At 43.3% G+C, this 26,326-nt stretch carries 31 protein-coding genes, 1 pseudogene and 2 riboswitches; of the genes and pseudogenes, 11 read left to right on the plus strand and 21 right to left on the minus strand.

The window, feature by feature from the left end; all coding sequences use genetic code 11:
• Window positions 1–36: 36 nt before the first annotated feature.
• Together LIQ05_RS09000 and LIQ05_RS09005 are read right to left on the minus strand one after the other, a co-directional pair.
• Window positions 37–420, minus strand: coding sequence for a hypothetical protein (locus LIQ05_RS09000; RefSeq protein WP_226820051.1), 384 nt, complete (start codon window positions 418–420; stop codon window positions 37–39).
• Window positions 413–598 (minus strand): hypothetical protein, encoded by a 186-nt coding sequence (locus LIQ05_RS09005; protein ID WP_226820053.1) that lies wholly within the window; start codon window positions 596–598, stop codon window positions 413–415. Before LIQ05_RS09005 ends, LIQ05_RS09000 begins: the two co-directional genes overlap by 8 nt.
• A gap of 154 nt (window positions 599–752) precedes the next feature.
• Here LIQ05_RS09005 and LIQ05_RS09010 point away from each other — a divergent pair, with 154 nt between their 5' ends.
• From LIQ05_RS09010 to LIQ05_RS09020, 3 genes are all read left to right on the plus strand, one after another.
• A complete protein-coding gene (locus LIQ05_RS09010) occupies window positions 753–1,139 on the plus strand; it encodes a hypothetical protein (protein WP_226820055.1) in 387 nt (128 codons plus the stop codon).
• Window positions 1,140–1,143: 4 nt separating this feature from the next.
• Window positions 1,144–1,557, plus strand: coding sequence for a hypothetical protein (locus tag LIQ05_RS09015; RefSeq protein WP_226820058.1), 414 nt, complete (start codon window positions 1,144–1,146; stop codon window positions 1,555–1,557).
• Window positions 1,558–1,851: 294 nt separating this feature from the next.
• Window positions 1,852–2,019 carry a hypothetical protein gene (locus LIQ05_RS09020; RefSeq protein WP_226820060.1) on the plus strand — a complete coding sequence of 56 codons (168 nt, stop codon included), beginning with the start codon at window positions 1,852–1,854 and terminating at the stop codon, window positions 2,017–2,019.
• Here LIQ05_RS09020 and LIQ05_RS09025 read toward each other — a convergent pair whose 3' ends face one another.
• Window positions 2,020–2,184, minus strand: a complete 165-nt coding sequence (locus tag LIQ05_RS09025) for a hypothetical protein (protein ID WP_226820062.1) — start codon at window positions 2,182–2,184, stop codon at window positions 2,020–2,022.
• Between the two features lie 118 nt (window positions 2,185–2,302).
• On the opposite strand from LIQ05_RS09025, the gene LIQ05_RS09030 reads away from it, so the two are divergent.
• Window positions 2,303–2,617, plus strand: a complete 315-nt coding sequence (locus tag LIQ05_RS09030; RefSeq protein WP_226820064.1) for a hypothetical protein — start codon at window positions 2,303–2,305, stop codon at window positions 2,615–2,617.
• 192 nt (window positions 2,618–2,809) lie between these two features.
• On the opposite strand, the gene LIQ05_RS09035 is transcribed toward LIQ05_RS09030, so the two are convergent.
• Window positions 2,810–3,004 carry a helix-turn-helix transcriptional regulator gene (locus LIQ05_RS09035; protein WP_226820066.1) on the minus strand — a complete coding sequence of 65 codons (195 nt, stop codon included), beginning with the start codon at window positions 3,002–3,004 and terminating at the stop codon, window positions 2,810–2,812.
• A 148-nt stretch (window positions 3,005–3,152) separates the two neighbouring features.
• Between LIQ05_RS09035 and LIQ05_RS09040 the strand changes: the two genes are divergently transcribed.
• The 6 genes from LIQ05_RS09040 (at window position 3,153) to LIQ05_RS09065 (ending at window position 6,828) form a co-directional block, all read left to right on the plus strand.
• On the plus strand, window positions 3,153–3,629 hold the full coding sequence (locus LIQ05_RS09040; RefSeq protein ID WP_226820068.1) for a helix-turn-helix domain-containing protein: 477 nt from the start codon (window positions 3,153–3,155) through the stop codon (window positions 3,627–3,629).
• Window positions 3,630–3,736: 107 nt separating this feature from the next.
• On the plus strand, window positions 3,737–3,820 hold the full coding sequence (locus LIQ05_RS20615) for a putative holin-like toxin (RefSeq protein WP_226815750.1): 84 nt from the start codon (window positions 3,737–3,739) through the stop codon (window positions 3,818–3,820).
• Between the two features lie 201 nt (window positions 3,821–4,021).
• Window positions 4,022–4,501, plus strand: coding sequence for an ImmA/IrrE family metallo-endopeptidase (locus tag LIQ05_RS09050; protein WP_226820070.1), 480 nt, complete (start codon window positions 4,022–4,024; stop codon window positions 4,499–4,501).
• A gap of 149 nt (window positions 4,502–4,650) precedes the next feature.
• The gene (dinD, locus tag LIQ05_RS09055; RefSeq protein ID WP_226820072.1) at window positions 4,651–5,526 is read left to right on the plus strand and encodes a DNA damage-inducible protein D; all 876 of its coding nucleotides are present in this window, start codon (window positions 4,651–4,653) and stop codon (window positions 5,524–5,526) included.
• Window positions 5,527–5,717: 191 nt separating this feature from the next.
• Window positions 5,718–6,149, plus strand: a complete 432-nt coding sequence (locus LIQ05_RS09060; RefSeq protein ID WP_226820074.1) for a hypothetical protein — start codon at window positions 5,718–5,720, stop codon at window positions 6,147–6,149.
• A gap of 85 nt (window positions 6,150–6,234) precedes the next feature.
• Complete coding sequence (locus LIQ05_RS09065) at window positions 6,235–6,828, plus strand: site-specific integrase (RefSeq protein ID WP_226820211.1); 594 nt, start codon at window positions 6,235–6,237, stop codon at window positions 6,826–6,828.
• 388 nt (window positions 6,829–7,216) lie between these two features.
• On the opposite strand, the gene LIQ05_RS09070 is transcribed toward LIQ05_RS09065, so the two are convergent.
• The 4 genes from LIQ05_RS09070 to LIQ05_RS09085 form a co-directional block, all read right to left on the minus strand.
• Window positions 7,217–8,503, minus strand: a complete 1,287-nt coding sequence (locus LIQ05_RS09070) for a diaminopimelate decarboxylase (RefSeq protein ID WP_226820076.1) — start codon at window positions 8,501–8,503, stop codon at window positions 7,217–7,219.
• A 25-nt stretch (window positions 8,504–8,528) separates the two neighbouring features.
• On the minus strand, window positions 8,529–9,962 hold the full coding sequence (pyk, locus tag LIQ05_RS09075) for a pyruvate kinase (protein ID WP_226820078.1): 1,434 nt from the start codon (window positions 9,960–9,962) through the stop codon (window positions 8,529–8,531).
• A gap of 100 nt (window positions 9,963–10,062) precedes the next feature.
• Complete coding sequence (locus LIQ05_RS09080) at window positions 10,063–10,920, minus strand: hypothetical protein (RefSeq protein WP_226820080.1); 858 nt, start codon at window positions 10,918–10,920, stop codon at window positions 10,063–10,065.
• A 51-nt stretch (window positions 10,921–10,971) separates the two neighbouring features.
• On the minus strand, window positions 10,972–11,913 hold the full coding sequence (locus LIQ05_RS09085; protein WP_226820082.1) for a magnesium transporter CorA family protein: 942 nt from the start codon (window positions 11,911–11,913) through the stop codon (window positions 10,972–10,974).
• A 232-nt stretch (window positions 11,914–12,145) separates the two neighbouring features.
• Between LIQ05_RS09085 and aroC the strand changes: the two genes are divergently transcribed.
• Window positions 12,146–13,237 carry a chorismate synthase gene (aroC, locus tag LIQ05_RS09090; RefSeq protein ID WP_226820084.1) on the plus strand — a complete coding sequence of 364 codons (1,092 nt, stop codon included), beginning with the start codon at window positions 12,146–12,148 and terminating at the stop codon, window positions 13,235–13,237.
• A gap of 61 nt (window positions 13,238–13,298) precedes the next feature.
• Here the strand turns inward: aroC and LIQ05_RS09095 are convergent, their stop codons facing one another.
• The 13 genes and pseudogenes from LIQ05_RS09095 to LIQ05_RS09155 all read right to left on the minus strand — a co-directional run bounded on the left by LIQ05_RS09095 (window position 13,299) and on the right by LIQ05_RS09155 (window position 26,257).
• Complete coding sequence (locus LIQ05_RS09095) at window positions 13,299–13,463, minus strand: hypothetical protein (RefSeq protein WP_226820086.1); 165 nt, start codon at window positions 13,461–13,463, stop codon at window positions 13,299–13,301.
• A gap of 18 nt (window positions 13,464–13,481) precedes the next feature.
• A riboswitch (cobalamin riboswitch) is annotated at window positions 13,482–13,664 on the minus strand.
• 157 nt (window positions 13,665–13,821) lie between these two features.
• Window positions 13,822–14,910 (minus strand): lactonase family protein, encoded by a 1,089-nt coding sequence (locus LIQ05_RS09100; protein ID WP_226820088.1) that lies wholly within the window; start codon window positions 14,908–14,910, stop codon window positions 13,822–13,824.
• A 222-nt stretch (window positions 14,911–15,132) separates the two neighbouring features.
• A complete protein-coding gene (gene hemL / locus LIQ05_RS09105; RefSeq protein ID WP_226820090.1) occupies window positions 15,133–16,404 on the minus strand; it encodes a glutamate-1-semialdehyde 2,1-aminomutase in 1,272 nt (423 codons plus the stop codon).
• On the minus strand, window positions 16,404–17,387 hold the full coding sequence (gene hemB, locus LIQ05_RS09110; RefSeq protein ID WP_226820092.1) for a porphobilinogen synthase: 984 nt from the start codon (window positions 17,385–17,387) through the stop codon (window positions 16,404–16,406). The genes hemL and hemB overlap by 1 nt, the downstream gene beginning before the upstream one ends.
• A complete protein-coding gene (gene cobA, locus LIQ05_RS20295; RefSeq protein WP_226820213.1) occupies window positions 17,374–18,888 on the minus strand; it encodes a uroporphyrinogen-III C-methyltransferase in 1,515 nt (504 codons plus the stop codon). Before cobA ends, hemB begins: the two co-directional genes overlap by 14 nt.
• A gap of 63 nt (window positions 18,889–18,951) precedes the next feature.
• Window positions 18,952–19,827: pseudogene (gene hemC, locus LIQ05_RS20300) on the minus strand (hydroxymethylbilane synthase); the annotation flags it as partial.
• Window positions 19,808–20,293 (minus strand): precorrin-2 dehydrogenase/sirohydrochlorin ferrochelatase family protein, encoded by a 486-nt coding sequence (locus LIQ05_RS09125; RefSeq protein ID WP_226820094.1) that lies wholly within the window; start codon window positions 20,291–20,293, stop codon window positions 19,808–19,810. The gene LIQ05_RS09125 and the pseudogene hemC, both read right to left, overlap by 20 nt.
• Window positions 20,283–21,512: a glutamyl-tRNA reductase gene (gene hemA / locus LIQ05_RS09130; protein ID WP_226820096.1), complete on the minus strand. Its 1,230-nt coding sequence runs from the start codon at window positions 21,510–21,512 to the stop codon at window positions 20,283–20,285. The genes LIQ05_RS09125 and hemA overlap by 11 nt, the downstream gene beginning before the upstream one ends.
• Window positions 21,513–21,767: 255 nt before the next feature.
• Window positions 21,768–22,121, minus strand: coding sequence for a CGGC domain-containing protein (locus LIQ05_RS09135; RefSeq protein ID WP_226820098.1), 354 nt, complete (start codon window positions 22,119–22,121; stop codon window positions 21,768–21,770).
• Window positions 22,122–22,155: 34 nt separating this feature from the next.
• On the minus strand, window positions 22,156–22,911 hold the full coding sequence (locus tag LIQ05_RS09140; protein WP_226820100.1) for an ABC transporter ATP-binding protein: 756 nt from the start codon (window positions 22,909–22,911) through the stop codon (window positions 22,156–22,158).
• Entirely contained in the window at window positions 22,908–23,975 is a 1,068-nt protein-coding gene (locus tag LIQ05_RS09145; RefSeq protein ID WP_226820102.1) for a FecCD family ABC transporter permease, read from the minus strand. The genes LIQ05_RS09140 and LIQ05_RS09145 overlap by 4 nt, the downstream gene beginning before the upstream one ends.
• 42 nt (window positions 23,976–24,017) lie before the next feature.
• Window positions 24,018–25,109, minus strand: a complete 1,092-nt coding sequence (locus tag LIQ05_RS09150) for an ABC transporter substrate-binding protein (protein WP_226820104.1) — start codon at window positions 25,107–25,109, stop codon at window positions 24,018–24,020.
• A gap of 101 nt (window positions 25,110–25,210) precedes the next feature.
• A riboswitch (cobalamin riboswitch) is annotated at window positions 25,211–25,399 on the minus strand.
• 69 nt (window positions 25,400–25,468) lie between these two features.
• Entirely contained in the window at window positions 25,469–26,257 is a 789-nt protein-coding gene (locus tag LIQ05_RS09155; protein ID WP_226820106.1) for a sirohydrochlorin cobaltochelatase, read from the minus strand.
• Between the last annotated feature and the right edge of the window lie 69 nt (window positions 26,258–26,326).

A 26,326-nucleotide genomic window follows, 5' to 3' on the forward strand; every position in this document is an offset into this window, starting at 1 on the left:
TACTTACCTCCTTTTATAGATCATGGTTGTACGGAGTTACTTCAGCTTTTTCATAACCCCTGTCCGGTTTGTGTACGAACGGTTCTGAGCTTGTTTCTCCTGCTTCCTTACATCTCCAAGCAGCCGTTCCAGATCACTGATCACCTTCCGGTTCTCTTTCATCCAGCTACAGATCGGAGCTGTTGTTTCTTTCATGTCTTTTGCCTTTCTCCGCTTCCGCCGTATATCCCGCAAGGTAAATCCCTGACAGATATAGTCATACTGGCTGTTTTCGTTGAGCTCGATATTATGTAAAATATCCTGTGTCTGGCGATCCATATCATTTTCTGTGAAAATTGCCAGCCGATTAGATTCTTCACAGGTACGAAGAAAACTTAAGAATGCATTTAATTCAGTGCTACAGTTAACTATTTCAATCACCTCTTTCTGTCGAAATGTCTTGAACTGTGTTGCGTAAAATAGATAACGTATCCTTATTACTCTTAATTGTCATTTCACACATCTCTTTAACATAGCCATCTACCTTTTTGAAATAGTAAGTGGCTAATATTTTAGTAGTGATCACTGACGCTAAAATACTTGCTCCAATAATTTCCATCTTGCTTCATCTCTTTTCCTGTTACTTCTCCAAATTTCATTGACTTTTCTTTTGCATTCTCCTATCTCCAAGCGAAAAGTACTTCATATCTACCTTATCTCCAACGCTTGTCATCTTCCAAATTCTGTGGTACATTTTAGTGGGAGGTATCAATATGAATTGGGTTATATTTGGTCGAATTGCTGATATATTTGGAATCATCAGCTTTTTTGTTTCCCTCGGAATCTTTCGAAAATTATATGCTCGCGCAGAATTTCAAAAAGAGACCTACAAAACAGAACGTCAAGAGTTACTTAATCACCTACAAGCTCTCCAACAAAATATTTGGAATGATGAACTTAACACCGCTAAAATACAAGATTTGCTCCAGATAAAAGTATTTGAGTATCAAATCAAATATTTATTTATCTCGTCACCTCGCTGTATTTTTCATGCTTTTCGATGCACTCGTCTTTTGAAAAACGGCATTTCTAAAGCAAATACCAATAAAATTCGGCAGGATATTAACTTTTTAATTGCACGCCTATCTCGAAAGGAGTAACATCATGAATTCAGCTCAAATTTCAAGCTTTCTTAACAAAACAATTGAAAAAACCAAATCACAAGAGCTAGTGTGGAGCCCACTTTCTGCTGATCTTGAAGTGAAACCACTGCATGCGCCTTCTTCGCATTTTCCATCATTTGGATACTCACTTATAAAATCGATCAGCTATATGGCATCTTACAAAACAGGTAAAATTCTTCTGCTCACTTATTCCAGTGATCCACAATTATATTTCACTACACCACCTGACGGTTGTGTCTTTTCTCTGCGTATGCAGGATGCAATTAGTGAATACAGTATAGAAATTACCAATAGTCGTACCCAATTCGCCCCCGAATTGATCCGGTTGTATAATATAATTGATAATATTTCTCCTACTTTAACTACTCTTTTGGATGATTTCCTCAATAGTTGAATACTTTTTGAAATTGCTGGTCTCTCTTGTATTCAGGTCAGCAATTTCTTTTTTTGCGCTCTCTATTCGATTTTGAGCTTGCCGCAGTTGTATTAGTTCCAAGCGTTTTATTCGAATCTCATTATCTTCAAGTTGTCGCAGAATATTTTTCAATAACCATTTCGGAATAAACATCTTTTCTCATCTCCTTTCCTGTTACTTCTCCAATTTTCATTGACTTTTCTCCTAACTTTTCCTATCCTTTTAATACAGGGTACTGGCATACCCGAGTATCTGAGAAAGGAGAAATGTTTTATGGGCGTTAATGAATCTGCAAAATATCAGCTTGCAAAAACATTTACAGAACTCGCTATACAGAACAACTTAATTGATAAGCATGCAACTGCAACTGAAACGGCTAAAGAAGTTACAAATTTCTTTAATACGATTGTAAAAACAATCAACAAGCCCACAGAAGAATAATTAATTAACTTCAAGCCCAGCCCTGGCGGATATCAGTTTCGCCAGGGCTTCTGCCATGTATGAAATCTTTTCGTCCACGTCAAAAGAAGCTTCCATATTTTTTTCCTGGATTCTGTTGCATATAAGTATGATAGTCTCATCAACCTTCCTTTTCATATTTTCCACCTACACCTCCTCCTTTCCTGTTACTTCTCCAAATGCCATTGACTTTTCCCTCAGCTTCTCCTATTCTTTTCCTACAGGGTACTGGCATACCTAAGTTTAAAAGAAAGGAGATTGTTACATGGAACTAACAAAGGACGCCGACAAAATGATTTGTGTTATTTACAAATCATTTCTTCAAGCCAGAAAAAACGGTTGTGCAAAAGCAGACGCAAGACGTTTTAATAAATCCGCTTTAAAGGGGTTCCCAGCTTTTGAAGCCTGGAATCCACGAGATATTTCTGACACGCTCCTAGAAATCGGACGTAAGGGGCTTGTTAAAATATATATCGGTGGAGATTTTGAACTAAGCGATTCTGGTATCATCTATATGGAAAATCGCTTTAAAAACGGATTGCTTGAAGTAACTGATTTTATCAGCAAGTTTATTCCATAACTACATTGCCACGATGTGTAATAATGCCATTATCTTCAATACTGTCAGTACAAGCATCGTGGCGATAACCAAAAGGGTTATTATCTTTTCCGTTTCCTTTCATCTCCTTCTGTTACTTCTCCAACTCAATAAGGTTTTCACTCTGCTTCATCGCCTTCTTGTGTTTATGTGTTTTTGTCCTTTTTCGTGACATTATGGAGTAAAAAAAATATCTTGCACGGATTTTCCATAGTAATCCGCAATTGCTATTTTAATAGAATCTCTCGGAATTCTTTGCTCTGTTTCATACATGCCAAGCGTAGATGTAGCAATTCCAATACCTTTTGCTGCTTCTGCTTGGCTTTTCTTTCCTCTCAACTCTATTAAGCGTTTTCCATATGGAACCACCTTTCGCCCTCCTTTCTGTCACGTTTTGTGACTATTTGTAATATATCACCATCTGTGTCCTATGTCAATCACTTTTCGTGACATTTTTATATTTACTTCTATCACGTTTTGTGATAATATGAGTTCATAACTTACAAGGAGGTACACTATGGGAAACTTTCAAATCATATTTAGAAAGTTACGTACTTCATCCCGTTTAACTCAAAATGAAATGGCGGAAAAATTGGGTATTTCTCGCAGCACTATCGGAATGTATGAAACAGGTGCCAGAGAACCAGATTTTGAAACCCTTGAAAAGATAGCCGATTATTTCAATGTAGATACCGACTTCTTACTTGGACGCACTGAACAAACTACCATGCTTCCAGAAACCATAGGATCATACTCAAAAACCCGCGAACTCACTGAAATATATCTTCAGCTATCTAATAATAATCAGGAAAGAGTCCTCACTTATTCCAAGAGCCTTCTTTCCACTCAACAATTAGATGATGAGCTTGCTACTGCTACTCAGTACCAACAGCCAACTACACTTGCAGCTCACCACGAAGGCAATGAATATACAGAAGACGAACTGAAAGAAATTGACCAGTTTAAGAAGATAGTAGAAAACAAAAGGAAATAATCGGCAGACCTGCCAGAATGTACATTGACAATATAATATATTTACCCAGGGAACTGGGGGACGTGCTCTTTGCCTAATCCGGACACCTTACGGAGGAGGTGAAGTTTATGAGCGATTATGAGACATTTATGATTATGTTGACTTTTGCTAATTTAATCGTAGCCATACTTACATATGCACATAAAAAATAGCCGTCCTAATCTTTGGCGAGATCAACGGCTATTTTTTAGCTAACTATTTTCGCTGGGTTGGGTGAAGTGCAGTCACCTTCCAGCTCCCTTGTTAAATATATTATATGTCAATCCGAAATATTTGTCAATTTTCTTTTTGGGAAGCAGCTGTACAGATTTTTGTACACGTATTGAGATATACTAGAGCGGGAGGTGTTTACAATGAGCACATATGAGGAATTACAAGACCTGGCCTGCGCGGACGGTATAGACGTAATGGACTATGGATTTAATAGTCCAAACATAAAAGGCTTATATTGTAACAGCACTGTAGCAATCAATAAGTCCATTTCAACCCAGGCAGAAAAATCCTGTGTCCTGGCAGAGGAGCTTGGTCACCACTACACGACTGTTGGCGACATTATTGATCAGTCTGAGGTCAGCAACCGAAAACAGGAATACAGAGCCCGACTCTTTGGTTACAACCTTAAGATCGGACTGATCGGAATCACACACGCTTATGAAGCTGGATGCCGTAACTTATATGAAATGGCTGAATACCTGGATGCTACAGAAGAATATTTGAAAGAAGCGCTTGACTGTTATCATTCCATACATGGGGTTTATGCTACCTTGGATAATTACATCATTTTCTTTGAGCCTTCATTTACGGTGATGAAAGCAGTATCTAAAACAGACTAGTTATAGACAAATTGCATACAATATGGTAAGATGAAGTCTAACAGAAATGGTCGTTGTAGAGATGACTAGCAAAAGCTCCTCTTACCGTTATTTGGAAAGGGGAGCTTTTTCTTTAAAGCATTTTCAAAATAATTTCAAAGGAGGATTTTATGTTCTTTTTCTTTGATGATAACAATTTACCTGCAAATGCCGGAACTCCTTCAAATATCGATTATTCCGAATCTCTCTTTGAATCAATTAAACATATTGATGATAATGATAACGAATTTTGGTATGCAAGAGAATTGCAAATTGCTTTGGAATACAAAGAATGGAGAAATTTTATTAAAGTAATTGAACGCGCTATCATTGCTTGTCAAAATAGTGAAAATAATGTATATGAACATTTTGTTGAGGTCAACAAAATGTCCCCTGTCCCCAATGGTGGAACAAGAATTATTGATGACTATGAATTATCTCGTTATGCATGTTATCTTATTGTTCAGAACGGCGATGCCAGAAAAAAAGTAATTGCTCTTGGTCAAACTTATTTTGCAGTAAAAACCAGACAACAGGAATTAATTGAAAATTTTGATGATCTTACCGAAGATAAAAAGCGTTTAGCAATCCGTAATGAAATGATTGCCCACAATAAATCTCTTGCAGAAGCAGCAAAAATGGCAGGTGTAGAAACGCCTCAAGAATATGCTGTTTTTCAAAATAAAGGCTATCAAGGACTATATGGAGGGCTTGGTGCCAAAGAAATACACGCTCGAAAAGGATTGAAGAAAAGTCAGAAAATATTAGATCACATGGGAAGTACTGAATTAGCAGCTAATCTTTTCCGCGCTACTCAAACAGATGAAAAACTTCGCCGGGAACATATCGTTGGAAAAGCAGCTGCCAATAACACGCATTACGAAGTTGGTAAGAAAGTCAGACAAACAATTAAAGAACTAGGTGGTACCATGCCAGAAGATTTACCAACACCTCCCAAAAGTATTAAACAAATTGAACTGGAACAATGTAAATTAGAAAAAGATTAAAGAAAAACCGCCCCAGTGTTACCAGCACTAGAGCGGCCAGCACATCCGAAGATGCACCTTATTTTCAGCAAAAATATTGTATCATCTTCGGGGCAGCCATGCAAGCGGAACCTTTGTTCGCGCTGGCTGTTATTTTTATACTCATTTTTTACCGGCACTTGCGCCGGCTCAATTAAAAGGAGGATGATACCATGTGGGTTGAGGAACGTCCAAACGGAAAATTCAAATTTTGTGAACGCTATACAGATTATCTAACCGGAGATATAAAACGCGTTTCTGTTTTCATGGATAAAAACACAACACAAACCAGGAAGCTTGCCCGAAGAATTCTTGAACAGAAAATTCAGGACGCTATGATTGTAAAGCCCAAGCACCAATATACTCTAAAGGAGCTTGTGGAAGAATACCGAAAGAGCCAACAACAGACTGTAAAAAAGTCTACCTACACTAGAAACTTTCACGCATGCAACTCTATCATCAAGATTCTTGGTGAGAATACTATCGTAGAGCATATGACAGCCAGGTACGTGCGTGATAAGTTCTTGGAAACAGGGAAGGCTCCTGGAACTCTAAACGAGGCCCTGCGGCGCTTCCGAGCTCTAATCAGATGGGGGTATAGTTAATGATCTACTTAAAGATGCTTCTTTTCTTGAAAAGATTGAGAATTTCAAAGACGTCCCACACAAAGAAAAGATCCAGGATAAGTATCTGGAAGCTAATGAGCTAAAGCAACTCCTGCAAGAAATGTCCGATCCAATCTGGAGCCTTCTAACAGAATTTCTTGCTCTGTCTGGAATGCGTTTTGGAGAAGTTATCGCTCTCGAAGATTCGGATGTAGATCTCTCTGCTAAGAAAATCCATGTAACAAAAACTTTTGATTCTGTCAATAAAGTAGTTACATCTCCTAAAAGCTTTTGTTCTATTCGTGATGTCTACATTCAAAAGGAACTCGAAGTTGCCTGCAAGAAAATACGCGCCTTAATGCTGCGCAGAAGATTAATGTATGGTTTAGACAAACAGCTACTTTTTATGTTTTCGGAGAAAGGAACTCATATACACTATTACGCATACAATAAATATTTAAGGGAAAACTCCCTTCGTATTTTAGGACGCACTATAACGCCTCATGCGCTGCGTCATACTCATGCCTCTCTTCTCATGGAACAGGGAATCAGCATTGATACCATTTCTCGAAGGCTCGGACATGAGAATAGTGATGTGACACGGGAGATTTATCTACACGTAACTAAAAAGCTCCAGGAAAAAGACAATCAACAGATTGCGAAAATATCAATTTTGTAATTTGCCCCCTATCTGCCCCCTGGAAGATTTTCAAAATAAAAAAAAGACAATAAAACCTAATAAAATCAAGCATTTTACGATGATATATGCACGAATGCCAAGTCCCACTGCCGGCATTGTTTCATATTTCATAAGTTATATAAATCCCGTCAAAGCATTGCTTTTACGGGATTTTTTGTTGCTTAGGGTTTCAAGAAATGTCAGGGGTTGTCAAAAATTTGCCCCCTATTTGCCCCGCGGATTCATACTTTTGACCATCCATCCCCAACTGTTCCATTTTTCTATATATCAAAAAAGAGGAACCGCCAGCATCTCAGCGGTTCCTTATTTCATTTACACTGTTTGCAAGTCAAACTTATCAAACCGTTTTTATCTTACTCATAAATAATTACGCCAGGTCTTCATCCTCCAGCATTTTCTCAAAGATCGGGAAGCAGTCGAAGGTTGCAAAGTAATCTCTTGGTGTCTCGGCGCGGCGGATCATGTCGAAGCTTCCATCTTCGTGAAGAAGGATCTCCGCAGATTTCAGCTTGCCATTGTAATTGTAGCCCATGGAAAATCCGTGTGCACCGGTATCATGGATCACCAGGTAATCTCCCATATCAATCTTCGGAAGATAACGGTCAATTGCAAATTTATCATTGTTCTCACAAAGAGATCCTGTAATATCATACAGATGATCACAAGGCTGCTTCTCTTTTCCAAGAACGGTAATGTGGTGGTAAGCACCGTACATAGCAGGACGCATAAGATTTACTGCACAGGAATCCACACCGATATACTCTTTGTGAGTGTGCTTCTCGTGGATAGCTTTTGTTACCAGACATCCATATGGGCCCATCATAAAACGTCCAAGCTCGGTATAAATGGCCACATCCCCCATTCCTTCCGGAACCAGAACCTCTTCATATACCTTACGCACACCTTCTCCAATAGCACGAATATCGTTTGGAGTCTGCTCCGGGCGATAAGGAATACCAATACCACCGGAAAGATTGATAAATTTAATATGCGCGCCAGTCTCCTTCTGAAGCTTCACAGCAAGCTCAAACATAACCTTTGCAAGCATCGGATAATAATCATTGGTCACGGTATTGCTGGCAAGAAATGCATGGATTCCAAATTCCTTAGCACCTTTGCCCTTCAGAATGCGGAATGCATCAAAAATCTGCTCTGTAGTCATACCGTATTTGGCATCCCCCGGATTGTCCATAATATCATTGCTAATCTTGAACACTCCACCTGGATTGTAACGGCAGCTGATGATCTCCGGAATCTTTCCAACGGCTTTCTCTACACTTTCAATATGTGTGATATCGTCAAGGTTAATGATTCCTCCGATCTCATCTGCATATTTAAACTCTTTATCCGGAGTGTCATTGGAGGAAAACATAATGTCTCCCTTCCTGCAGCCGATTGCCTTGGAAAGCATCAGCTCTGTCATGGAAGAACAGTCACATCCGCAGCCATACTCCTGCAGAATCTTTATCAGAAACGGGTTCGGGGTTGCTTTTACTGCAAAAAATTCTTTAAAACCCTTGTTCCATGCAAAAGCTTCTTTCAAAGCCTGTGCATTCTCACGGATTCCCTTCTCATCATAGAGATGAAATGGGGTTGGATATTTCTGGGCAATTTCCTGTACCTTCTCCAGTGTTACAAAAGGTGTCTTTTTCATAATAGTTTCTCCTCAAAACAACTTTTTATTTGGCTTCAATCACATGAAGCATATTGGTTACAGCACCTTCCCGGGTCATATTGGTAGCCGGATCTCCAACCGTAAATACGATCAGATCCCCTTTCTTCGCCAGCCGCTTTCTGCGGACAACGCTCATGGCCTGGGAAATAATATACTCTGTGGAATCCTTCTCGTATCCCTTCAGCGGCGTAACGCCCCATACAAGCTGCAGTCTGTGCAGGATGGTATCATTTGGGGTAACTGCATAGATAGGAACCTCCGGACGGAAATTTGAGATCAGTCTGGCTGTTCTTCCTCCAAAGGTAGGAGTCACAATGGCCTTCACCTTTAAATCTCTTGCTGTCTGTACAGCTGCCAGTCCTACAGCACTGGATACCTTACTTTCACCACACATGTTGCGGTTATGGGTGTAATCCTCATAGTTCAGATGCGGCTCTGTAGTCTCTGCAATCTCCACCATCATCTTCAGGGCTTCCAACGGATACTTACCAGCTGCTGTCTCACCGGAAAGCATGATGGCATCTGTACCGTCGTAAATAGCATTGGCAACGTCTGCCACCTCTGCTCTTGTAGGACGTGGATTACGGATCATGGAATCCAGCATCTGGGTAGCCGTGATAACCGGAACATAGTTCTCGTTGCACTTGCGGATGATCATCTTCTGGATATAGGGAACCTCGCTTGGAGGAATTTCTACACCAAGATCACCTCTGGCCACCATAATGCCATCTGCTGCCCTGATGATCTCGTCAATATTTTCAACACCCTCTGCATTCTCGATCTTGGCGATAATGCCAATATCCTGACCGCCGTTTTCATCCAGAAGCTGGCGGATCTCTTTGATCGCCTTTGCATCCCGGACAAAAGAAGCTGCAATATAGTCAAATTCCTGTGTAATTCCAAACAAGATATCATCCTTGTCCTGCTCAGTGATTCCCGGAAGCTTCACCTTCACATAAGGAACATTAATTCCTTTGCGCTCTCCAAGCTCGCCGCCGTTTAAGACACGGCAGACAATATCTCCATTCTTGATGTTCTCGATCTCAAGCTCGATCAGACCATCGTCAATCAGAATTTTACCGCCTTTTTTTACATCTTTATAAAGATTCTCATAGGTAATGGCCACTCTGGTCTCATCGCCTTCTATATCACCAGTGGTAAGTGTAAACTCACTGCCAGCTTCCAGTGTAACCTTCTTATGATCCTTCAAAAGCTTGGTACGGATTTCCGGTCCCTTGGTATCAAGAAGCATGGCAACCGGAATATTCAGTTCTTCCCTAAGATTCTTGATCAGATCCACTCTTCCCCTGTGCTCCTCATGAGAACCATGTGAAAAATTAAAACGGGCAATATCCATTCCGGCACGTATCATAGATTTTAAAACACTTTTCTTACTGGAGGCCGGTCCCAGAGTACAGATAATTTTTGTTCTCTTCATAAGCAGTCTATCCCTCTGTTTTTAATTGATTAGATGGTCACCATCCATATTACATACGGCAACCATGTAACGATACCTGTGAGCAGTAACCATGAAGCTTCTATTTCACATGTGTATGCGTAAAAAGATGGTCCTGGCAATACTCATAATTTCCATTACATCTGGAACAGAAACGAAACTCCAGATTGGGATCATCAAGCTCAGTGCGTCCACAAATCGCGCATTTATGCTTGGTTACAGCACCTCCACCTGATTTCATACGTCCCTGGGGCTCCATTGCTCTGCGGAATTCATTTCTTCGGTGGACCTCCTTCGGGTTATACCGGCTGAAATCCTTTGTTCCAAAATAAAAAATAATGAAATTCAACAGTGAAGCCACAATCGGGATCACCAGATACCATGCGCCTGCCATAATGTACTGGATCATTTCATATACAACGATCACTACATAGAAAATTGCCATCCATTTCATCTTCACCGGAATGATAAACATAAGCAGAACCTGCATATCCGGATAACAAAGTGCATATGCAAGGAAGGTTGACAAACTGATATAGTAGGTAGAAAATACGCTTCCTACCAGGACATTTCCTCCAAGAAGGAAATACAGGATAAATGCACCTATAATTGTAAATACGATACCAGAAAGAATGTATAACATATATTTAAAAGTTCCAATGGTTCTTTCCAGTGATGTTCCGATTGGATAATAGAAGAACAAAACTGCAATTGCAAACCACAGTACACCAGAAGTGCTCGGCGGATACAATACCCAGGTCACCAGTCTCCATACCTGTCCCCGCAGAATATAAGCAGGTTCCAGGCTGAGCCAGTTCAGCATGCCTGGGTTCACGATCATCAGTGCGTAACCGATCACATAGCATACGATAATGTAAACCGTAAGATTGGGAATACCAAATCTTCCAAATTTTCGTTCCAGCTTATCAATAAATTTCATATGATCCTCTTTTCTTCTTTTATTGTAATGCCTTTAAACAGACATTTTCCATTAGAAAAATTTCTTCTTGGACAGAATCACAGCCGCCACAATACTTACCAGTATAGACAGCAGAATCACCACTAAAAATCCCCATTTATCAGCAGAGAAAGGCATTCCCGCAGGATTCAGGTTCATTCCATAGGCACTGAATACAATCGTCGGAATACTCATTACAATGGTGATGACGGACAAAACCTTCATGACCACGTTCAGATTATTGGAAATAACCGACGCAAAAGTCCCCATCATGCTGCTTAAGATACCACTGTATATGTTCGCCATCTCAATTGCCTGCTTATTCTCTATGATAACATCTTCCAGAAGATCCGTATCCTCCGGGTACTGCTTAATGCTCTCCACCTTCAGAAGCTTCTCCAGCACTACCTCATTAGACCGAAGGGACGTGGTAAAATAGACCAGTGATTTCTCCAGCTCCAGAAGCTCCATCAGTTCCTGGTTACGGGTAGACATGTGAAGCTTCTCCTCCACCAGCTCACTCTTCTTATCTATAATACGCAGATAATGCAGATACATAGTCGCATTGCGGTACAGGATCTGAAGGATAAACCTGGTCTTCATATAGGTAAAAAAATTCCGTACCCTTCCCTCCATAAATCTGGTGAGCACCTGGGTATCTTCCAGACATACGGTAAAAATCAGCTTCTTGGTAACAATAATACCAAGAGGGATAGTACCATACCAGTCCTTGTCATTACGTTCCTCGATCATAGGAACATCTACCAGGATCAGTGTATAATTATCTTCCACTTCAATACGGGAACGCTCTTCCTCATCCAGAGGAGCACGAAGATCATCTACCTCGATTCCGAACCTTTCGGACATTTCGAAGATCTCCGTTGCAGTGGGATTGGTCATAGCGATCCAGCAATCCTCCTGTGGCTCCTGGATCTCATGGATTGCGCCCTCTATCGTCTTAAAAATCCTTACCACAAACTGCACTCCTTCCACTCGCTTGCTTCTATATAAAAGCCAGCTGTCCTCTTTTTGCCAGACAGGGGCTTTTATCCTCAAAAAAAATATACACTTAATTATAATTTCTACAGGAAATTTTGTCAATTCTAATAGATTCGGTTTACAAATTTTTTGCATTTCGCTATAATGTCTTTAAAGTTATATTCGCACTTTACTTTGATAAAGCAGAAGCAGAAAGGATTTTACGCCTATGAGTCAGTCAACATTTGGAAAAAAATTTACGGTTACTACCTGGGGAGAGTCCCATGGCAAAGCACTGGGAGCCGTTGTGGATGGCGTTCCCGCCGGACTTTTCCTTACAGAAGCAGATATACAGGCTTATCTGGACAGAAGGAAGCCCGGTCAAAGCCGCTACACCACAGCCCGCAAAGAAGGTGATGAGGTAGAAATCCTCTCCGGTGTATTTGAGGGACAGACTACCGGTACTCCCATTTCCCTGATCGTAAGAAATAAGGATCAGCGTTCCCGGGATTATGGCAATATTGCCAAGACCTATCGTCCAGGACATGCGGACTTCGGATTTGACAGCAAATATGGCTTCCGTGACTACAGAGGCGGCGGACGTTCCTCCGGGCGCGAGACCATTGGCAGAGTTGCCGCAGGCGCTATTGCTTCCAAGATCCTGAAAGAGCTTGGCATTACCCTGCAGGCTTACACCAGTTCCATTGGCCCCATCTCCTGCCACAGCTACCATCCGGAAATGATAAAGGAAAACTCCTTCTATATGCCAGATATGGTTGCTGCTGAAAAAGCTGCCCAGTACCTGGAACAGTGTATGAAAGCGGAGGACAGCGCAGGCGGCGTTATTGAGTGCCGCATAAATGGCGTTCCTGCCGGAATCGGAGATCCGGTTTTTGGCAAACTGGATGCCTCTTTTGCTCAGGCTCTTATGTCCATCGGAGCTGTAAAAGCAGTGGAGATCGGTGACGGTGTAAAAGTTTCCACCATGAAGGGCTCTGAAGACAATGACGGCTTTCACATGGAAAATGGCAGAATTGTAAAAACTACCAACCACTCCGGCGGTATCTTAGGCGGTATCAGCGATGGCGGTGAAATTCTCCTCCGCGCCCATATTAAGCCAACCCCTTCCATCGCCCAGCCTCAGCAGACTGTCACTACCACCGGCGAAAATATTTCCATCGAGATCAAAGGCCGCCACGATCCCGTAATCGTCCCCCGCGCCGTTGTTGTGGTAGAATCCATGGCTGCCATCACCCTAGTAGACGCCATGTTCTCCAACATGAGTGCGCGTATGGATTATGTAAAAGACTTTTATTTATAACAGTACATTCTGTTCATAAAAAGCGGGAAGAAATCTCCAAATTCTGATTTCTTCCCGTTTTCTAATAACCTGCATCAAAAGTCTTTGTGGTATATCCTTCACCCTCAAGGATTCCAGCAGTCTCTGGTGTAACAGTAAATGCCATATCGATCTCGCCGCTCTCGAAAGCCTGCTGCATAGTTGCAGCATCTCCGAATGCTTTGATTACAACATCCATCTTACCCAAACTATGACCCGTAGTCTGAAAAACGCCTTTGAATCAAGCAGGTCTTCTGGCTCAGGTATCATTATCCCCGGCAGTCTTCCCAATTTCTCAGTGACATATTTGCCGGGCATTCGCCCTTACAGCAACGGCATTGCACAGGATTTTCACCTGTTTCCCTTTTAAAAATCATTTTCATGATTTACTTGAATCAACTAAATTCAGATTTTTGCGTTATGAATATAGCACACCCCAAAAATGTGTCAATCTTTTTCTCGAAAAAAGCACAAAAAAGTGATTTTCCACAAGCATATATCGTGGAAAACCACCTCAGTTCTTACTTTATATAATTCACTCTGGATACGCCTCTGATTTTCTGTAATCAGGCCTCTAAATCCTCAATATCCTCCCCATCCGGTACCGGCCAGATGTTGATACAGTTCGGAGTCTCGATCTTACGCGGCTTGCCTTTCATCATAATGATGTTCTTCTCATAATCAACCTTAAAGGTGGTAATGCTGTTGCTGGAGTGGTTGGCAACTGCAATGTGCTGGTTATCCGGGAAAATTACAAGGTCTTTCGGATAGTCACCGCTCACTGGAAGGACAAACTTGCGTTCCAGAAGTCCTGTCTCAGAATCCACTTCAAACATGCCCAATGTGTTCTCACCGGCTGTGGTGCAGAACAGATGCTTGCCATCTGGTGCAAGTGCAAGTCCGGAAGCAGCATTGTGAGATACGCCTCCGTCCTCTTTCTTCGCAAGGGTGGAAATACTCTGAAGCAGTTCAAACTCTGGAACATCTCCACTTCCATCATAGCTGTAGACCTTAATCTCATTGCTCAATTCAAACAGCACATATGCAAACCGTCCATCGGCACTAAAGCGGATAATACGGGGACCGCTCTCTCTTTGGCAGCGTACAATATCAACCAGTTCCAGCTTATCTGTGCGCTTATTAATACGGTAAACCTTGATCTGGTCAATTCCATTATCTACTGCACAGAGATATTTGTTATCCGGTGTAGGACGTACACAGTTTACATGCGGACGGAAATTACGCTCTGCAACACTTCCAAGACCAGTGTGGAAAACACCATCCATAACGCTTCCCAGACGTCCATCCTTGTGGGTGTGTACAACGGTTACCTTTCCATCATGATATCCTGCTACGTAGAGATATTTGCCATCTACGTCTGTTGCAAGGAAACAACCTCTCATGCCATCAATATCGACGCTGTTAATACGCGCCAGATCACCATTATGATCACGCTTGAATACCGCAACACCTTCGTCCTCAATAGAGTAAAGATACTTACCATTCTTGGATACTGCGGTATAGGACGCATTACTTACTTCCACTTCACTTCTTTCTGTGAGAGTACCCTCTTCCAGGTTCACGTCATAAACCTGGATTCCTTTACTGGTTCCGTGAGTATAGGTTCCTACATAAGCCACATATTTCTTACCCATTTGTCTAGCCTCCTACAGTCTCTTTCTGGAAACCGTGCATTCACGCTGTTCTTCCGATCTTTTTACAGCGCATCGGGTCACTGTGCAGCTCTGAATATTACTGCATCCTCTATAACAGTAAATCCTCTGCCGCGGTTCATTTGTTACAGCCGCATTTTATTACAGTAACTCGTATTCTGGTTTCTTTTATGTAATTGTGTCTAAATTATACCACACACAATTTCAAAGAACAAGCTTTACTGCATTCAGAGTTTCCATAATAATTTCATCTGTATGGGCTGCAGACAGGAACATGGCTTCAAACTGGGAGGGAGCCATATGGATTCCCATGTTCAGCATCTTTTTGAAATATTCCGCAAAAGCCGCTGTATCCGAAGATTTAGCAGAAACATAATCTACAACAGGCTGCTTTGTAAAGAACAGGCTTCCAAGAGAGCCTACATGGTTCATCTGATACTCCAGACCTTTTTCTTTTACGATCTTTTCCATTCCACCGTAAAGAAGCTCTCCTTTTTTTTCCAGTTCTGTATAGACTTCCGGATGATCATACAGATACTTCAGCTGGGTAAGGCCGGCTGCCATAGCCACCGGGTTTCCACTCAAAGTACCCGCCTGATAAACCTTTCCTGCCGGTGCAACCAGCTCCATCACATCCTTTCTTCCGCCGTATGCGCCAACCGGCATTCCTGCTCCAATGATCTTTCCATAAGTAACAAGGTCTGGGGTTACGCCAAAATACTGGGCAGCACCGCCAAAGGCAAGTCTGAATCCCGTAATTACCTCATCAAAGATAAGAAGGGCATGATATTTGTCGCAAAGTGAACGAAGTTCCTGAAGAAATCCCTCACTTGGCGGAACTACGCCCATGTTGGCTCCAACTGCTTCCACGATCACCGCTGCCACCTGTCCATCAGCCTGCACCAAAAGATTCTCCACACTGCCAGGATCATTGTAAACAGCCAGCATGGTGTCCTCTGTACAGCCCTTTGGCACACCTGCGCTGTCCGGCACACCACTTGTCATAACGCCGGAGCCTGCGCTTACCAGCATGGCATCGCTGTGTCCATGATAACAGCCAGCGAATTTGATGATCTTATTTTTCCCAGTATAGCCTCTTGCCACACGGATTGCGCTCATAACAGCCTCTGTTCCGGAATTCACCATACGGATCATATCCACATGAGGGATCCTGTCACAGATAAACTCTGCCATCTCTACTTCAATCTCTGTAGCACAGCCAAAGCTCAGACCCTTTTCACAGGCCTTCAGAACACTTTCCCGGATCGCTGGGAAATTATGTCCCAGGATCATTGGACCCCAGGAATCAATGTAATCAATATAACGGTTGCCATCTACATCATAAATATAGCAGCCATCCGCTCTGTCAATAAACCGCGGAGCCTCCCCAATGGCACCATAGGCACGCACCGGGCTGTTTACGCCCCCAGGGATCCTTTTTACTGCTCTTTCAAAAAGCTTCTCAGACTTTGTCATTATCCAATTCTCCCTTCATCCATCATTTTTGCGATTTCTTCTGCAAAATATGTGATATAGATTTGGGCACCGGCACGGTAAGCTCCTACTGCCATCTCTCCAATGATCCTCTCTTCATCGATCCAGCCCATCTTTGCAGCTGCTTTCACCATGGCGTACTCACCGCTTACACTATAGGCTGCAACCGGAACATTCACCGCCCTGGAAATCTCAGATACCATATCAAGGTAGGACATAGCTGGCTTCACCATAATAATATCAGCCCCTTCCTCAATGTCCATAAGAGCTTCTTTCATACCCTCTCTTCTGTTGTGGAAATCCATCTGATAGCTCTTGCGGTCTCCAAAAGCAGGTGCACTTCCGGCAGCATCACGGAACGGACCATAGAATGCGGAAGCATATTTCACTGCATAAGACATGATCGGAACATTGGTATAGTCACCCATATCCAGCTCCTTACGGATGGCAGCCACACGGCCGTCCATCATATCAGAAGGCGCAATCATATCCGAACCAGCCTGCGCATGGGACAAAGCTGTCTTCGCCAGAAGCTCCAGTGTTTTGTCATTGTCTACGTCATGGCCACAGAGAACACCGCAGTGACCGTGGGAAGTATATTCGCACATGCACACATCTGTCACATAATACATTTCCGGGAACCGGCTCTTGGCTTCCCGGAGTGCTTTCTGTACAATTCCATCCTGGGCGTAAGCACCGCTTCCAACTTCATCCTTGTGATCCGGGATTCCAAAAAGCATAATGCTGCTTACCCCCGCTTTTTCCAGCTGTTCCAGCTTATAGGGAAGGCGGTCCAGGCTGTAACGGTACTGGCCCTCCATGGAAGGAATTTCTTCCTGGATTCCATTTCCCTCCATTACAAACAGTGGATAGATAAGAGAAGACTTGTCCATTCTGGTCTCTCTCACCATTTTTCGCAAGGTTTCCCCACCTCTTAATCTTCTTGGTCTCTTAATCAGTTCCATTTTCTTCACTCCTCTTCAGTGTCTCAACCAGTTCGATCAGACTGTCGATGGTTGCTTTTTCTGACATATATGTTTTCATTCCATAAGAATCCGCCGCTGCGCGGGTCTGTTTTCCGATACATGCAGCACGAACCTTGGAATAATCAAGTCCTTTGGTGCTCTCTACAAACCCTTTGACTGTGGAAGCACTGGTAAATACAGCCAAATCAATGGCGCCCTCTTCAAATTCTTTTTTCTCATTGATCAGCGGACAGCTTACATACTCAGTTTCATAGGTTGGAACGTCGTCCACCTGTGCACCTGATTTTTCCAGTTCTTCTGTCAGCTTTTTATTTCCCAGGGAAGCTCTTGGAATGAGGATCTTCTCTGTTCCATCTAAAAGGCCGCCCAGCTCTTTTCCAAGAGTATCTCCATCATAAACAGAAGGCATAAAATCCGGATAGATTCCTTTGTCCAGAAGCTTCTTTCTGGTGCCTTCTCCGATCACCGCAATCTTTGCATTTCCAAGAGAACGCAGATCAATCTTCTTTTTTGCCATCTGTCTGAAGAAAACCTCCACTCCTGCCGGACTGGTAAATACCAGCCAGTCATAACTGCGGATCTCTGAGAACGCCTGATAAAGCCTGCTCTGTTCTTCCAAAGGGGTGATGCAGATTGATGGAAGCTCCAGCACCTCTGCTCCTTTTTCCCGAAGAAGGGCTGCTGTTCTGGAAATATTTTCCTTTGGTCTGGTGACCAGAATTTTCCACCCTGCAAGGGGCAGCTTTTCGTACCACGCAAAATCATCTGCCAGAGTGCAGACCTTTCCTACCACAATAATAGCCGGAGTCTGGATCATTGCCTGGTCAGATGCAGCCTTTAAGGTACTAACCGTTGCCACCACCCGTTTCTGTCCTGCGGTAGTTCCCTTTGACAAAACAGCTGCAGGCATATCCGGCTCCATGCCAGCCTTCATAAGCCCATTGCAGATATCCTCCATTGCCGTGATTCCCATAAGGAAAACAAGAGTTCCCTTTGTATGTACCAGTGCTGAAAAATCAATGTCGTACTCCATTCCCTTGCGCTTATGTCCGGTGATCACATGGACAGACGAACAGAAGTCTCTGTGTGTCACAGGAATTCCATTGTAAGCAGGTACGGAAATTGGAGAAGTCACACCAGGTACCACCTCATAAGGAACGCCTTCTTTCGCAAGAAGCTCCAGTTCCTCGCCCCCTCTTCCAAAGAGGAAGGGATCGCCGCCTTTCAGGCGCACTACCCGGCTGCCTTTTTTGGCTTCATCTACAAGCACCTGGTTGATCATCTCCTGGGACATGGTGTGGTGTCCTGCTCGTTTTCCCACATTGATCAGTTTCGCAGAAGCAGGGATGCGGGTCAGGATCCCCTGCCCTACCAGACTGTCATAAACCACCACATCTGCCTCGTCCAGCACCTGGGCACCCTTCATGGTAAAAAGTCCCACATCTCCAGGGCCAGCTCCTACCAGCCAGACTTTTCCCATCTCTTTTTTGTTCTCTTCCTGTAAATTGGATTCCTTATACTCCACCTTACAACGTTCCTGCAGCTCTTTTGCAAGGAAAACTCCAAGTTTCTCTGCCTGGGAAGGACTTCCGGTTTTACAGCCCTTCAGATAATGACCGGTTTCTTCCTCATAATAAAGGCCGGTAAGCTTCAGCTGACCATCCCGGATTTCTCCATAGGCCGCTACAGGCGAAGTGCATCCGCCATTCAGATATTTTACAAAAGCTCTCTCTGCGGCAGCAGCCTGATGTGCCGCCGGATCGTCATATCCATTCAGGAAATCATATTCCAGGCCTCTAACCCCCTGGACAGCCAGGATTCCCTGTCCTGCTGCCGGAACCATTTCCTCTATGCCAAAATACCGGCTGATCCGTTTTTCCAGTCCCAGACGTTTCAGGCCTGCGGCAGCAAGAACCAGCGCCGAATACTCACCGTTATCCAGCTTTTCCAGTCTTGTCTGGAGATTTCCACGAATGCTTTTCACCTTCATGTCTGGAAAAATTTCTTTCAGCTGCAGCTTTCTCCGAAGGCTGGAACAGCCAATAGGCTTTGCCCTGTCCAAAATGTCACAGCCTCTTGGAAGAACCAGCACATCCCTTACGTCTTCCCGCCCTGAAAAGGCAAGTATGGGAAGTTCTTCTGGAATTTCCATTGGCATATCCTTCAGGCTGTGGACAGACAGCTGGCTTCTTCCTTCCAGAAGAGCCCGGTCCAGTTCCTTTACAAACAGGCCTTTTCCGCCAATCTTATCCAGAGTACGGTCCAGAATTTTATCCCCTGTGGTTTTCATGGTGAGAATCTCCACATCCATTTCCGGGTGATGACAGACAATGTAGTCCCTCACCATCTGGCTTTGCAGTACGGCAAGCTTACTTTCCCGGCTTCCGATCACAACTTTTTTATTCATAACTATCCTCATCTTTTTCCAGTTCTTCCAGAAGCGCCTGCATTTTTTCCCTGACGGCTTTTGCTTTCCTGTGATTGACACCGCTGGCTGTAATTCCAACTACAATGTCGTCTTTCAGGCAGATTCCGGGAAAGTAAAAGTCGCATAAATTCTTATCACTAGCAACGTTTACGTAAATTCCCTCTTCTTTACAGATCCGGTAAATCTCTTCATTTAACTCTCTATTATTGGTAACAGCCAGCACCATATAAGCCATGGAAAAATCCGATTTTTTCACTGGGCGGGGCTGGATCTGGATCCTGCCCAGCTTGCCCAGTTCCCAGAGATCCGCGGTCATCTTTGGTGCAATCACTGTAATATTCCTGGTAAATAATAATAATGCTTTCACTCTTCTTGTGGCAATAGTTCCCCCACCTATTACCACGATGTTCTTATCCGATAAATCCACATACAGTGGAAAATAACGCTTATTTTTCATATGTTTTCTCCAGTCCTGCTACACATTCCAGAAATGCCTGTTCGTTCATGCTATCCCTTAATCCAAACAGCATTTTGTTTACAACCTTCTCCATTGCCCTGTCCACAGCCTTCATCAGCTGCTCTTTTTCCCCATCTTCCATGTTGGCGTTTTTCAGTGGCTTTATAATGCGTAGATTAAAATCATTGACTGCGCTTTCTTTGATTTCCTGTATACGCGGGATCAGATCCTTACCCTCTAACCATTTGAAAAATTCATCCATCTGTTCCCGGACGATTCTTCCTGCTGCTTCTAAGTTTTCCTGCAGCTCAGCTGGCTTTTCATCTGTTTTGAAGCTGTCCATATCGTATAAGGTAACACCCTCAAATCTGCCTACTTCCGGTTCAATATCTCTTGGAACCGCCAGATCAATAAGCACAATGGATTTCTCCAGCTCCAGTTCTTCAAAAAGCTCCTCACGCAAGGTAAAATTAGGACTTGCCGTGGCGCTTACTACCAGATCACACTTTGGCAGATACTCCATTCGTTCCCCATAATTGATCCTTTTGCATCCAAAAGGGATGCTTACCATACCACTTCGGTACTGGCGGACCGTTACCGTCACATCAGCACCAGTCTCCATCAGAGTCTGTGCTGCCACCTTTCCCATCTCACCGTTTCCGATTACCATACAGACCTTATCCTTCACGGAGTAGCCCTGCTTTTCCAGCATTTGTATGGCCTGATGGATCACAGAAGGATTTCCATGGGAAAATGGCACTTCTGTTTTGATCTTCTTGCCGGCTGTCACAGCCATTCGGAAAAGCACCTCAAGTGCGCCATCTGTGGTAAAATGCTCTCTGGCTATTCCAAGGGCATCCTTTACCTGCGTCAGGATCTGGTCTTCCCCCAGGATCTGGGATTTCAGCCCGGAAGCCAGATAGAACAAATGCTCCACAGCATCGTGGCCTTCCCGTTTTATAAAATATTTCTCATATTCACTGTTCTGTATCTTTTTTAATTTGCAAAGCTCTTCATATAAAGAAAGCTCTGCTTCCTCCTCCACACTTGCCCAGACTTCCAGGCGGTTGCATGTAGACAGGATAATGCAGCCATTTATTCCAGGCTGCTCTTTTATTTTCTCCATTGCCTCCCCTGCATTTTTTCTGGTAAATGCAAATAAGGCCCGTATATCTACCGGAGCCATACTATGGTCGATTCCAATCATGGAAATACTCATCTTATGTAATTCTCCTTAAAAAACATTTTGCTTTGGTGTTTTCTGCTTCTATTCCTTTTCCGCCACCGCTAATTTTACTAATTTGCAGAAAGATTGTCAATAAAACAACAATAAAAAACTTCCAGGCGGTTCGATTATGGGTTCCTAGGCATTCTGCAGTCAGTAATTGCTTTGCGATATACAGAAATCAGGCATCTGCAGTAATCCATCCCCGACGTATCCGTCTGGAAGTTTTCTTATATTCTTCTTATGTTTTCATTCTCTATGGGTGCCCCTAACTACCTGAATGCCTCTGTCTTCCAGCATTTCACAGATACGGGTTATTCTTGGGCACTCATTTTTGCCGTCGATCAGACGACATACACCAACATGCATAACCTTTATGTTTTCACTAATCAGCCTGTCAATTTTTTCCAGAATTCCTTTGTCCTCATCTGGTTCTGCAGGATTCATGCTTTTACATCCATTGCATGTCATCATGGCTTCCAGAGAGGTATCCTGGGAATATTCCTTAAAAAAAGCCTCCCGTTCCATAAAAGCCTTCAGACATCCCACCCTGGCACAGACATCATTGGAATGAAGACAGGTCAAAGTTCCAATCTTTGTCATTTTTCTCACCTTTTAACTCTTGTGCCTGTTTATTTTACAAAAACAAAATATGCATTTTCCCCTGACTGTCATAGACAACTTCTGATTCTACCTTATAGATCCGCCAGATCAGCTCCGGTGTCAAAACCTCCTTAGGGGTTCCCTCCCCCTCCAGAACACCGTCTTTTAAAACATAGATCCGGTCACAGTATGCGGCTGCAATATTCAGATCATGGATTGCAGAAATCACGGTAACGTCCAGATTCTTTACCAGTTTCATCAGCATGATCTGATGGGTGATGTCAAGATGATTGGTAGGCTCATCCAGGAGCAGGGCAGGCGTCTGCTGTGCAAGGGCTCTTGCAAGAATCACGCGCTGCTGCTCACCTCCTGATAAAGTGGAAAAGCTGCGGTCTGCAAATTTGTCCATCTGAACAGTTTTCAGCGCTTTCTCTACGATCCGGTAGTCATCTGCATTGTCTCTTTCCAAAGTTTTCTTATGAGGCGCACGTCCCATCAAAACCACTTCTCTTACGCTGAAATCAAAGTTATAATAATTGTGCTGGGCTACCACCGCCATTTTCCTTGCGGAGCTTTTTGCATTCATGGAATAAAGCTCTTCCCCATCTAGATATACGGCTCCGGAATCCGCCTTTAATACACGGTAAATACACTTCAGCAAAGTGGACTTTCCACTTCCGTTAGGTCCAATAATCCCCACCAGTTCCTTATCCCTGGTTTCAATGGAAATTCCCTTAAGTATTTCCTTTGCCTGAAAATTTACCCGGATATCTTCTGTGGTTATTTTCATCCCTTTTTCCCTCCGAAGCCATAAGATTTGCGAATCAGCAAATAGATAAAGCAAGGAGCTCCGATAATAGAAACCAAAACACCGATGGGCATTTCTGAATTTTTCAGGATCACACGGCACGCCACATCACACCAAATCAGAAAGGAACTGCCAAGCAGGGCGCTAAGCGGAATCAGGCGGCTGTGGTCTGTTCCAAACAGGATTCTCACTACATGTGGGATCACCAGGCCCACAAAGCCGATCACTCCGGCACAATATACGGCAAAGCCTACCATCACCGAAGAAAGAATCAGGTATGCAGTCCGAAAGCTGTGCAGATCTGTTCCCAGGGTAATAGATACTTCATCTCCAAGTAGCATCAGATTCAAATTCCTGTATTGTGTCCAGAAAAGCACTACACACACCAGCGTCACAGGAAGCATCACACTTACTCTTGACCAGTTGGCTCCTGCAAGACTTCCCATGGTCCACTTCATAACCTCTGTGGCACCATTTTTATCATTTGTTATGTAAATCACAAAATTGGAAAAAGCAGAACAGACTGCGCTGATTGCCATTCCTGCAAGAATCAGCTTTGCCGATGTTGCTTTACCTCCCATATTGGCAATTGCAATGACCGCAAAGGATGTGACCATGGCTCCTACAAATGCGCAAAGCCCTACAGAGTTTCCTCTAAGGAAGCTGCTGATTCCAAGCATGATCGCCAGGGTTGCCCCAAAAGAAGCACCAGAAGAAATTCCAAGTACATAAGGATCTGCCAAAGGATTCTGCACAATTGCCTGCATAACCACGCCACACACAGAAAGAGCCATGCCTACCGCCAGTGCCAGAAGAACCCTTGGAAGCCGGATCAGCCATACAACATCATGAATGGCCCCCTCAGAGTAGGAGGCCATACTTTTTATGTGGAATATTTTGTACAGGATCACGCTGTATACATCCTTTAATGACAGATCTGCATTTCCAAATGTAACAGCTGCCAGTATGGAAAAAATCAGAAATGCGGCAAGTCCCACAAGGGCTGTTGCATAAATAGATGAACGAAAAATTTTCTCTTTTTTCACTGTTTTTTCCTCAACATTTAAGTATCCGTTCCAAAGCAAAAATTAGTCAATTGCAACGTCAGGATATAATCCTTTTGCAAATGTCTCCACTCCGTCCTGGGTACGGGTTGCACTTGCGTACATTTCGCTGAGCATGATCGGATATACACGGCCATTCTTTACTGCGTCAAGGCTCTGGAGGGCCTCATCATCCTGGATCACAGCCATCTGGCTTTCCAGAACACTCTGTGGATCGTCACCTGCATATGGCATGTATACCACAAAGATCACATCCGGGTTTGCAGCAATGATGTCCTCTTTTCCAACGGTAGAGGCATCAGGATTTGCAAGAGTTGCTCCTAACTTGGTTACCATATCTCCGCCGAGGCTGCTTGCGCCGTAGTTTGTAATGTCCTCACCAAGTGGCTCAAGAACCATTACAGTAGGTTTCTCTTCTACGTCTTTTGTTGCCTCAAGTGTGTTGTCAATAACAGCTTTGATATCGTCAACAATTGCTTCTGCTTTATCCTGTACATCAAAGATCTTACCAAGATTCAGGATATCGGTATATTCATTTTCCAGTGTTCTCTCACCACCTGGACGGGTGTTGGAGTTATAGTAAGTATTGCAACCTTTGTCGATCCAGTTGGTTACATTTCCAAGGTTCTTATCAGAAAACAGGGAACTCCAGGAAAGGATCATATCTGGCTCCAGCATGGTTACAGTTTCAAGGGATGGGGTAAATTCATCAAGATAATTGGTTTTAGAAAATGCTTCTTTCAGATCATCCGGAACTTCATTATCAAGGCCTGCAGTTGCAACAAGGCGGTCCTCAAGTCCAAGTGCCAGCATTGTCTCAATGCTGCCCTGGTATACAGCGATAACCTTTTCCGGTGCTTTTTCATAGGTGGTTTCGATTTCGTTTCCATCATAATCATAGGTGGTGATAGTTAAAGGATACTCAGTTCTGGTCTCGCCCTCAGAAGCAGTCTCTTCACTGGAAGCATCTGCGGTCTCTTCTGCGGGCTGGTTATCCTCTTTGATTGTCTCAGAATCTGCACGCTCTGCTGCATACACTGCTGGTGATGCAGACATAGTCATAGCAGCTGCCATCATCACAGCCAGGATTCTTGTGGTTAAAACTTTGTTTTTCATTTCTTTTCCTCTCTTTTCGTTTGTTTTCGTAACCGAAAAGATGGGGCTTCAAAAAGCGTCACTGCTGCCAGTGACTTAAAAGGCACTTTTTACGGAAGCTCCTCTTCTTCCCTTTGTTAAGCAGTTTTCCTGGCTCGCAGGTAGTAACAGCATGGCTTCCCTTCTCACGCATATGCGCAATGGTTTTCATAAGCCAGCCTTCCTGCATACAGTGGCCGCAACCGTTCAGGCTTTACACCTGATTCCCTCTCACAGCGAAATCGCCGTTCACTTAACTGGTATTCAATTACTTCAACAGTCTAGCATATCTCTTCTTTAAAAACAACAACATTATTTGCCAATTTACAAATTGGGGGCAATTATCTGGCGGTTTTTACATGCTCTACAAACAGACTCCGGATGCTTTCGTATTCGCCAAGCCCCTTCAGAACGGTTTCAACTTTATAGCCTTTCGCTCCGATCACATTTTTCCAGGAATCTGCTTCCTCCCCTGCCATATCATTCCTGGCATGGTCACCTGCCACGATCATAAACGGTGCGAGCACAACCTTCCTGGCGCCGCTTTTCTCCAGCTGGTTCAATGCCTGGTCAATTTCTGGATAGCCCTCTACAGTTGCCACGATCACATTTTCATATCCCATGTCTTTAAATCTGTAATCAAGAGCAGCATAAACCGTATTTGCATAATGCTCTGTTCCATGTCCCATAAGCACAAGTGCTGTTTTCTTATCCTGAATTACAGAAAATACATCTGCAATTGCTTTTACCACATATGCATTGTCTTCTTCTGTTGTAAGCAGCGGATTACCGAATTTCACAGACTGGAAGTGATCAGCAGCTGCAAGAACATCTGCTTTCATAAGATCGTTCTCCACTCCATTCATTACGTGAGTTGGCTGAACGGTCACCTCCTTGATTCCGTCCTGTGCCATACGCTCCATGGCTTCTTTCACGTTATCATAATGAATATGATCCCGTTTTTCAATTTTTGCCAGGATCATCTTGCTGGTCCAGGCACGATAGATCCTGTACTGGGGAAAAGCGGCTCCAATGGTCTCTTCAATTGCGTCAATGGTCACTTTTCTGGTGTCCTCATGGCTGGTTCCAAAGCTTACCACAAGAATTGCTTTCTTGGTGAGATTGCCCATTCTCTTACCTCCATAATTTTATTTTCACACTGTAATTATAAGGTAAAAATTAATTTTTACAACCCAATT

Origin of the sequence: Blautia glucerasea (genome assembly GCF_020537505.1) — a bacterium.
Taxonomy (GTDB): domain Bacteria; phylum Bacillota; class Clostridia; order Lachnospirales; family Lachnospiraceae; genus Blautia_A.

Excerpts from the sequence above, each read along its gene's own strand:
- hemL (WP_226820090.1), bottom strand. The coding sequence starts at position 16,404 with ATGACAAAGTCTGAGAAGCTTTTTGAAAGAGCAGTAAAAAGGATCCCT.
- hemB (WP_226820092.1), bottom strand. The coding sequence starts at position 17,387 with ATGGAACTGATTAAGAGACCAAGAAGATTAAGAGGTGGGGAAACCTTG.
- LIQ05_RS09135 (WP_226820098.1), bottom strand. The coding sequence starts at position 22,121 with ATGACAAAGATTGGAACTTTGACCTGTCTTCATTCCAATGATGTCTGT.
- LIQ05_RS09060 (WP_226820074.1), top strand. The coding sequence starts at position 5,718 with ATGTGGGTTGAGGAACGTCCAAACGGAAAATTCAAATTTTGTGAACGC.
- LIQ05_RS09100 (WP_226820088.1), bottom strand. The coding sequence starts at position 14,910 with ATGGGTAAGAAATATGTGGCTTATGTAGGAACCTATACTCACGGAACC.
- LIQ05_RS09150 (WP_226820104.1), bottom strand. The coding sequence starts at position 25,109 with ATGAAAAACAAAGTTTTAACCACAAGAATCCTGGCTGTGATGATGGCA.
- LIQ05_RS09070 (WP_226820076.1), bottom strand. The coding sequence starts at position 8,503 with ATGAAAAAGACACCTTTTGTAACACTGGAGAAGGTACAGGAAATTGCC.
- LIQ05_RS09005 (WP_226820053.1), bottom strand. The coding sequence starts at position 598 with ATGGAAATTATTGGAGCAAGTATTTTAGCGTCAGTGATCACTACTAAA.
- hemA (WP_226820096.1), bottom strand. The coding sequence starts at position 21,512 with ATGAGTATTTCCATGATTGGAATCGACCATAGTATGGCTCCGGTAGAT.
- aroC (WP_226820084.1), top strand. The coding sequence starts at position 12,146 with ATGAGTCAGTCAACATTTGGAAAAAAATTTACGGTTACTACCTGGGGA.
- LIQ05_RS09040 (WP_226820068.1), top strand. The coding sequence starts at position 3,153 with ATGGGAAACTTTCAAATCATATTTAGAAAGTTACGTACTTCATCCCGT.
- LIQ05_RS09050 (WP_226820070.1), top strand. The coding sequence starts at position 4,022 with ATGAGCACATATGAGGAATTACAAGACCTGGCCTGCGCGGACGGTATA.
- LIQ05_RS09155 (WP_226820106.1), bottom strand. The coding sequence starts at position 26,257 with ATGGGCAATCTCACCAAGAAAGCAATTCTTGTGGTAAGCTTTGGAACC.
- LIQ05_RS09140 (WP_226820100.1), bottom strand. The coding sequence starts at position 22,911 with ATGAAAATAACCACAGAAGATATCCGGGTAAATTTTCAGGCAAAGGAA.
- cobA (WP_226820213.1), bottom strand. The coding sequence starts at position 18,888 with ATGGGAAAAGTCTGGCTGGTAGGAGCTGGCCCTGGAGATGTGGGACTT.
- LIQ05_RS09020 (WP_226820060.1), top strand. The coding sequence starts at position 1,852 with ATGGGCGTTAATGAATCTGCAAAATATCAGCTTGCAAAAACATTTACA.
- pyk (WP_226820078.1), bottom strand. The coding sequence starts at position 9,962 with ATGAAGAGAACAAAAATTATCTGTACTCTGGGACCGGCCTCCAGTAAG.
- LIQ05_RS09080 (WP_226820080.1), bottom strand. The coding sequence starts at position 10,920 with ATGAAATTTATTGATAAGCTGGAACGAAAATTTGGAAGATTTGGTATT.
- LIQ05_RS09010 (WP_226820055.1), top strand. The coding sequence starts at position 753 with ATGAATTGGGTTATATTTGGTCGAATTGCTGATATATTTGGAATCATC.
- dinD (WP_226820072.1), top strand. The coding sequence starts at position 4,651 with ATGTTCTTTTTCTTTGATGATAACAATTTACCTGCAAATGCCGGAACT.
- LIQ05_RS20615 (WP_226815750.1), top strand. The coding sequence starts at position 3,737 with ATGAGCGATTATGAGACATTTATGATTATGTTGACTTTTGCTAATTTA.
- LIQ05_RS09015 (WP_226820058.1), top strand. The coding sequence starts at position 1,144 with ATGAATTCAGCTCAAATTTCAAGCTTTCTTAACAAAACAATTGAAAAA.
- LIQ05_RS09030 (WP_226820064.1), top strand. The coding sequence starts at position 2,303 with ATGGAACTAACAAAGGACGCCGACAAAATGATTTGTGTTATTTACAAA.
- LIQ05_RS09125 (WP_226820094.1), bottom strand. The coding sequence starts at position 20,293 with ATGAAAAATAAGCGTTATTTTCCACTGTATGTGGATTTATCGGATAAG.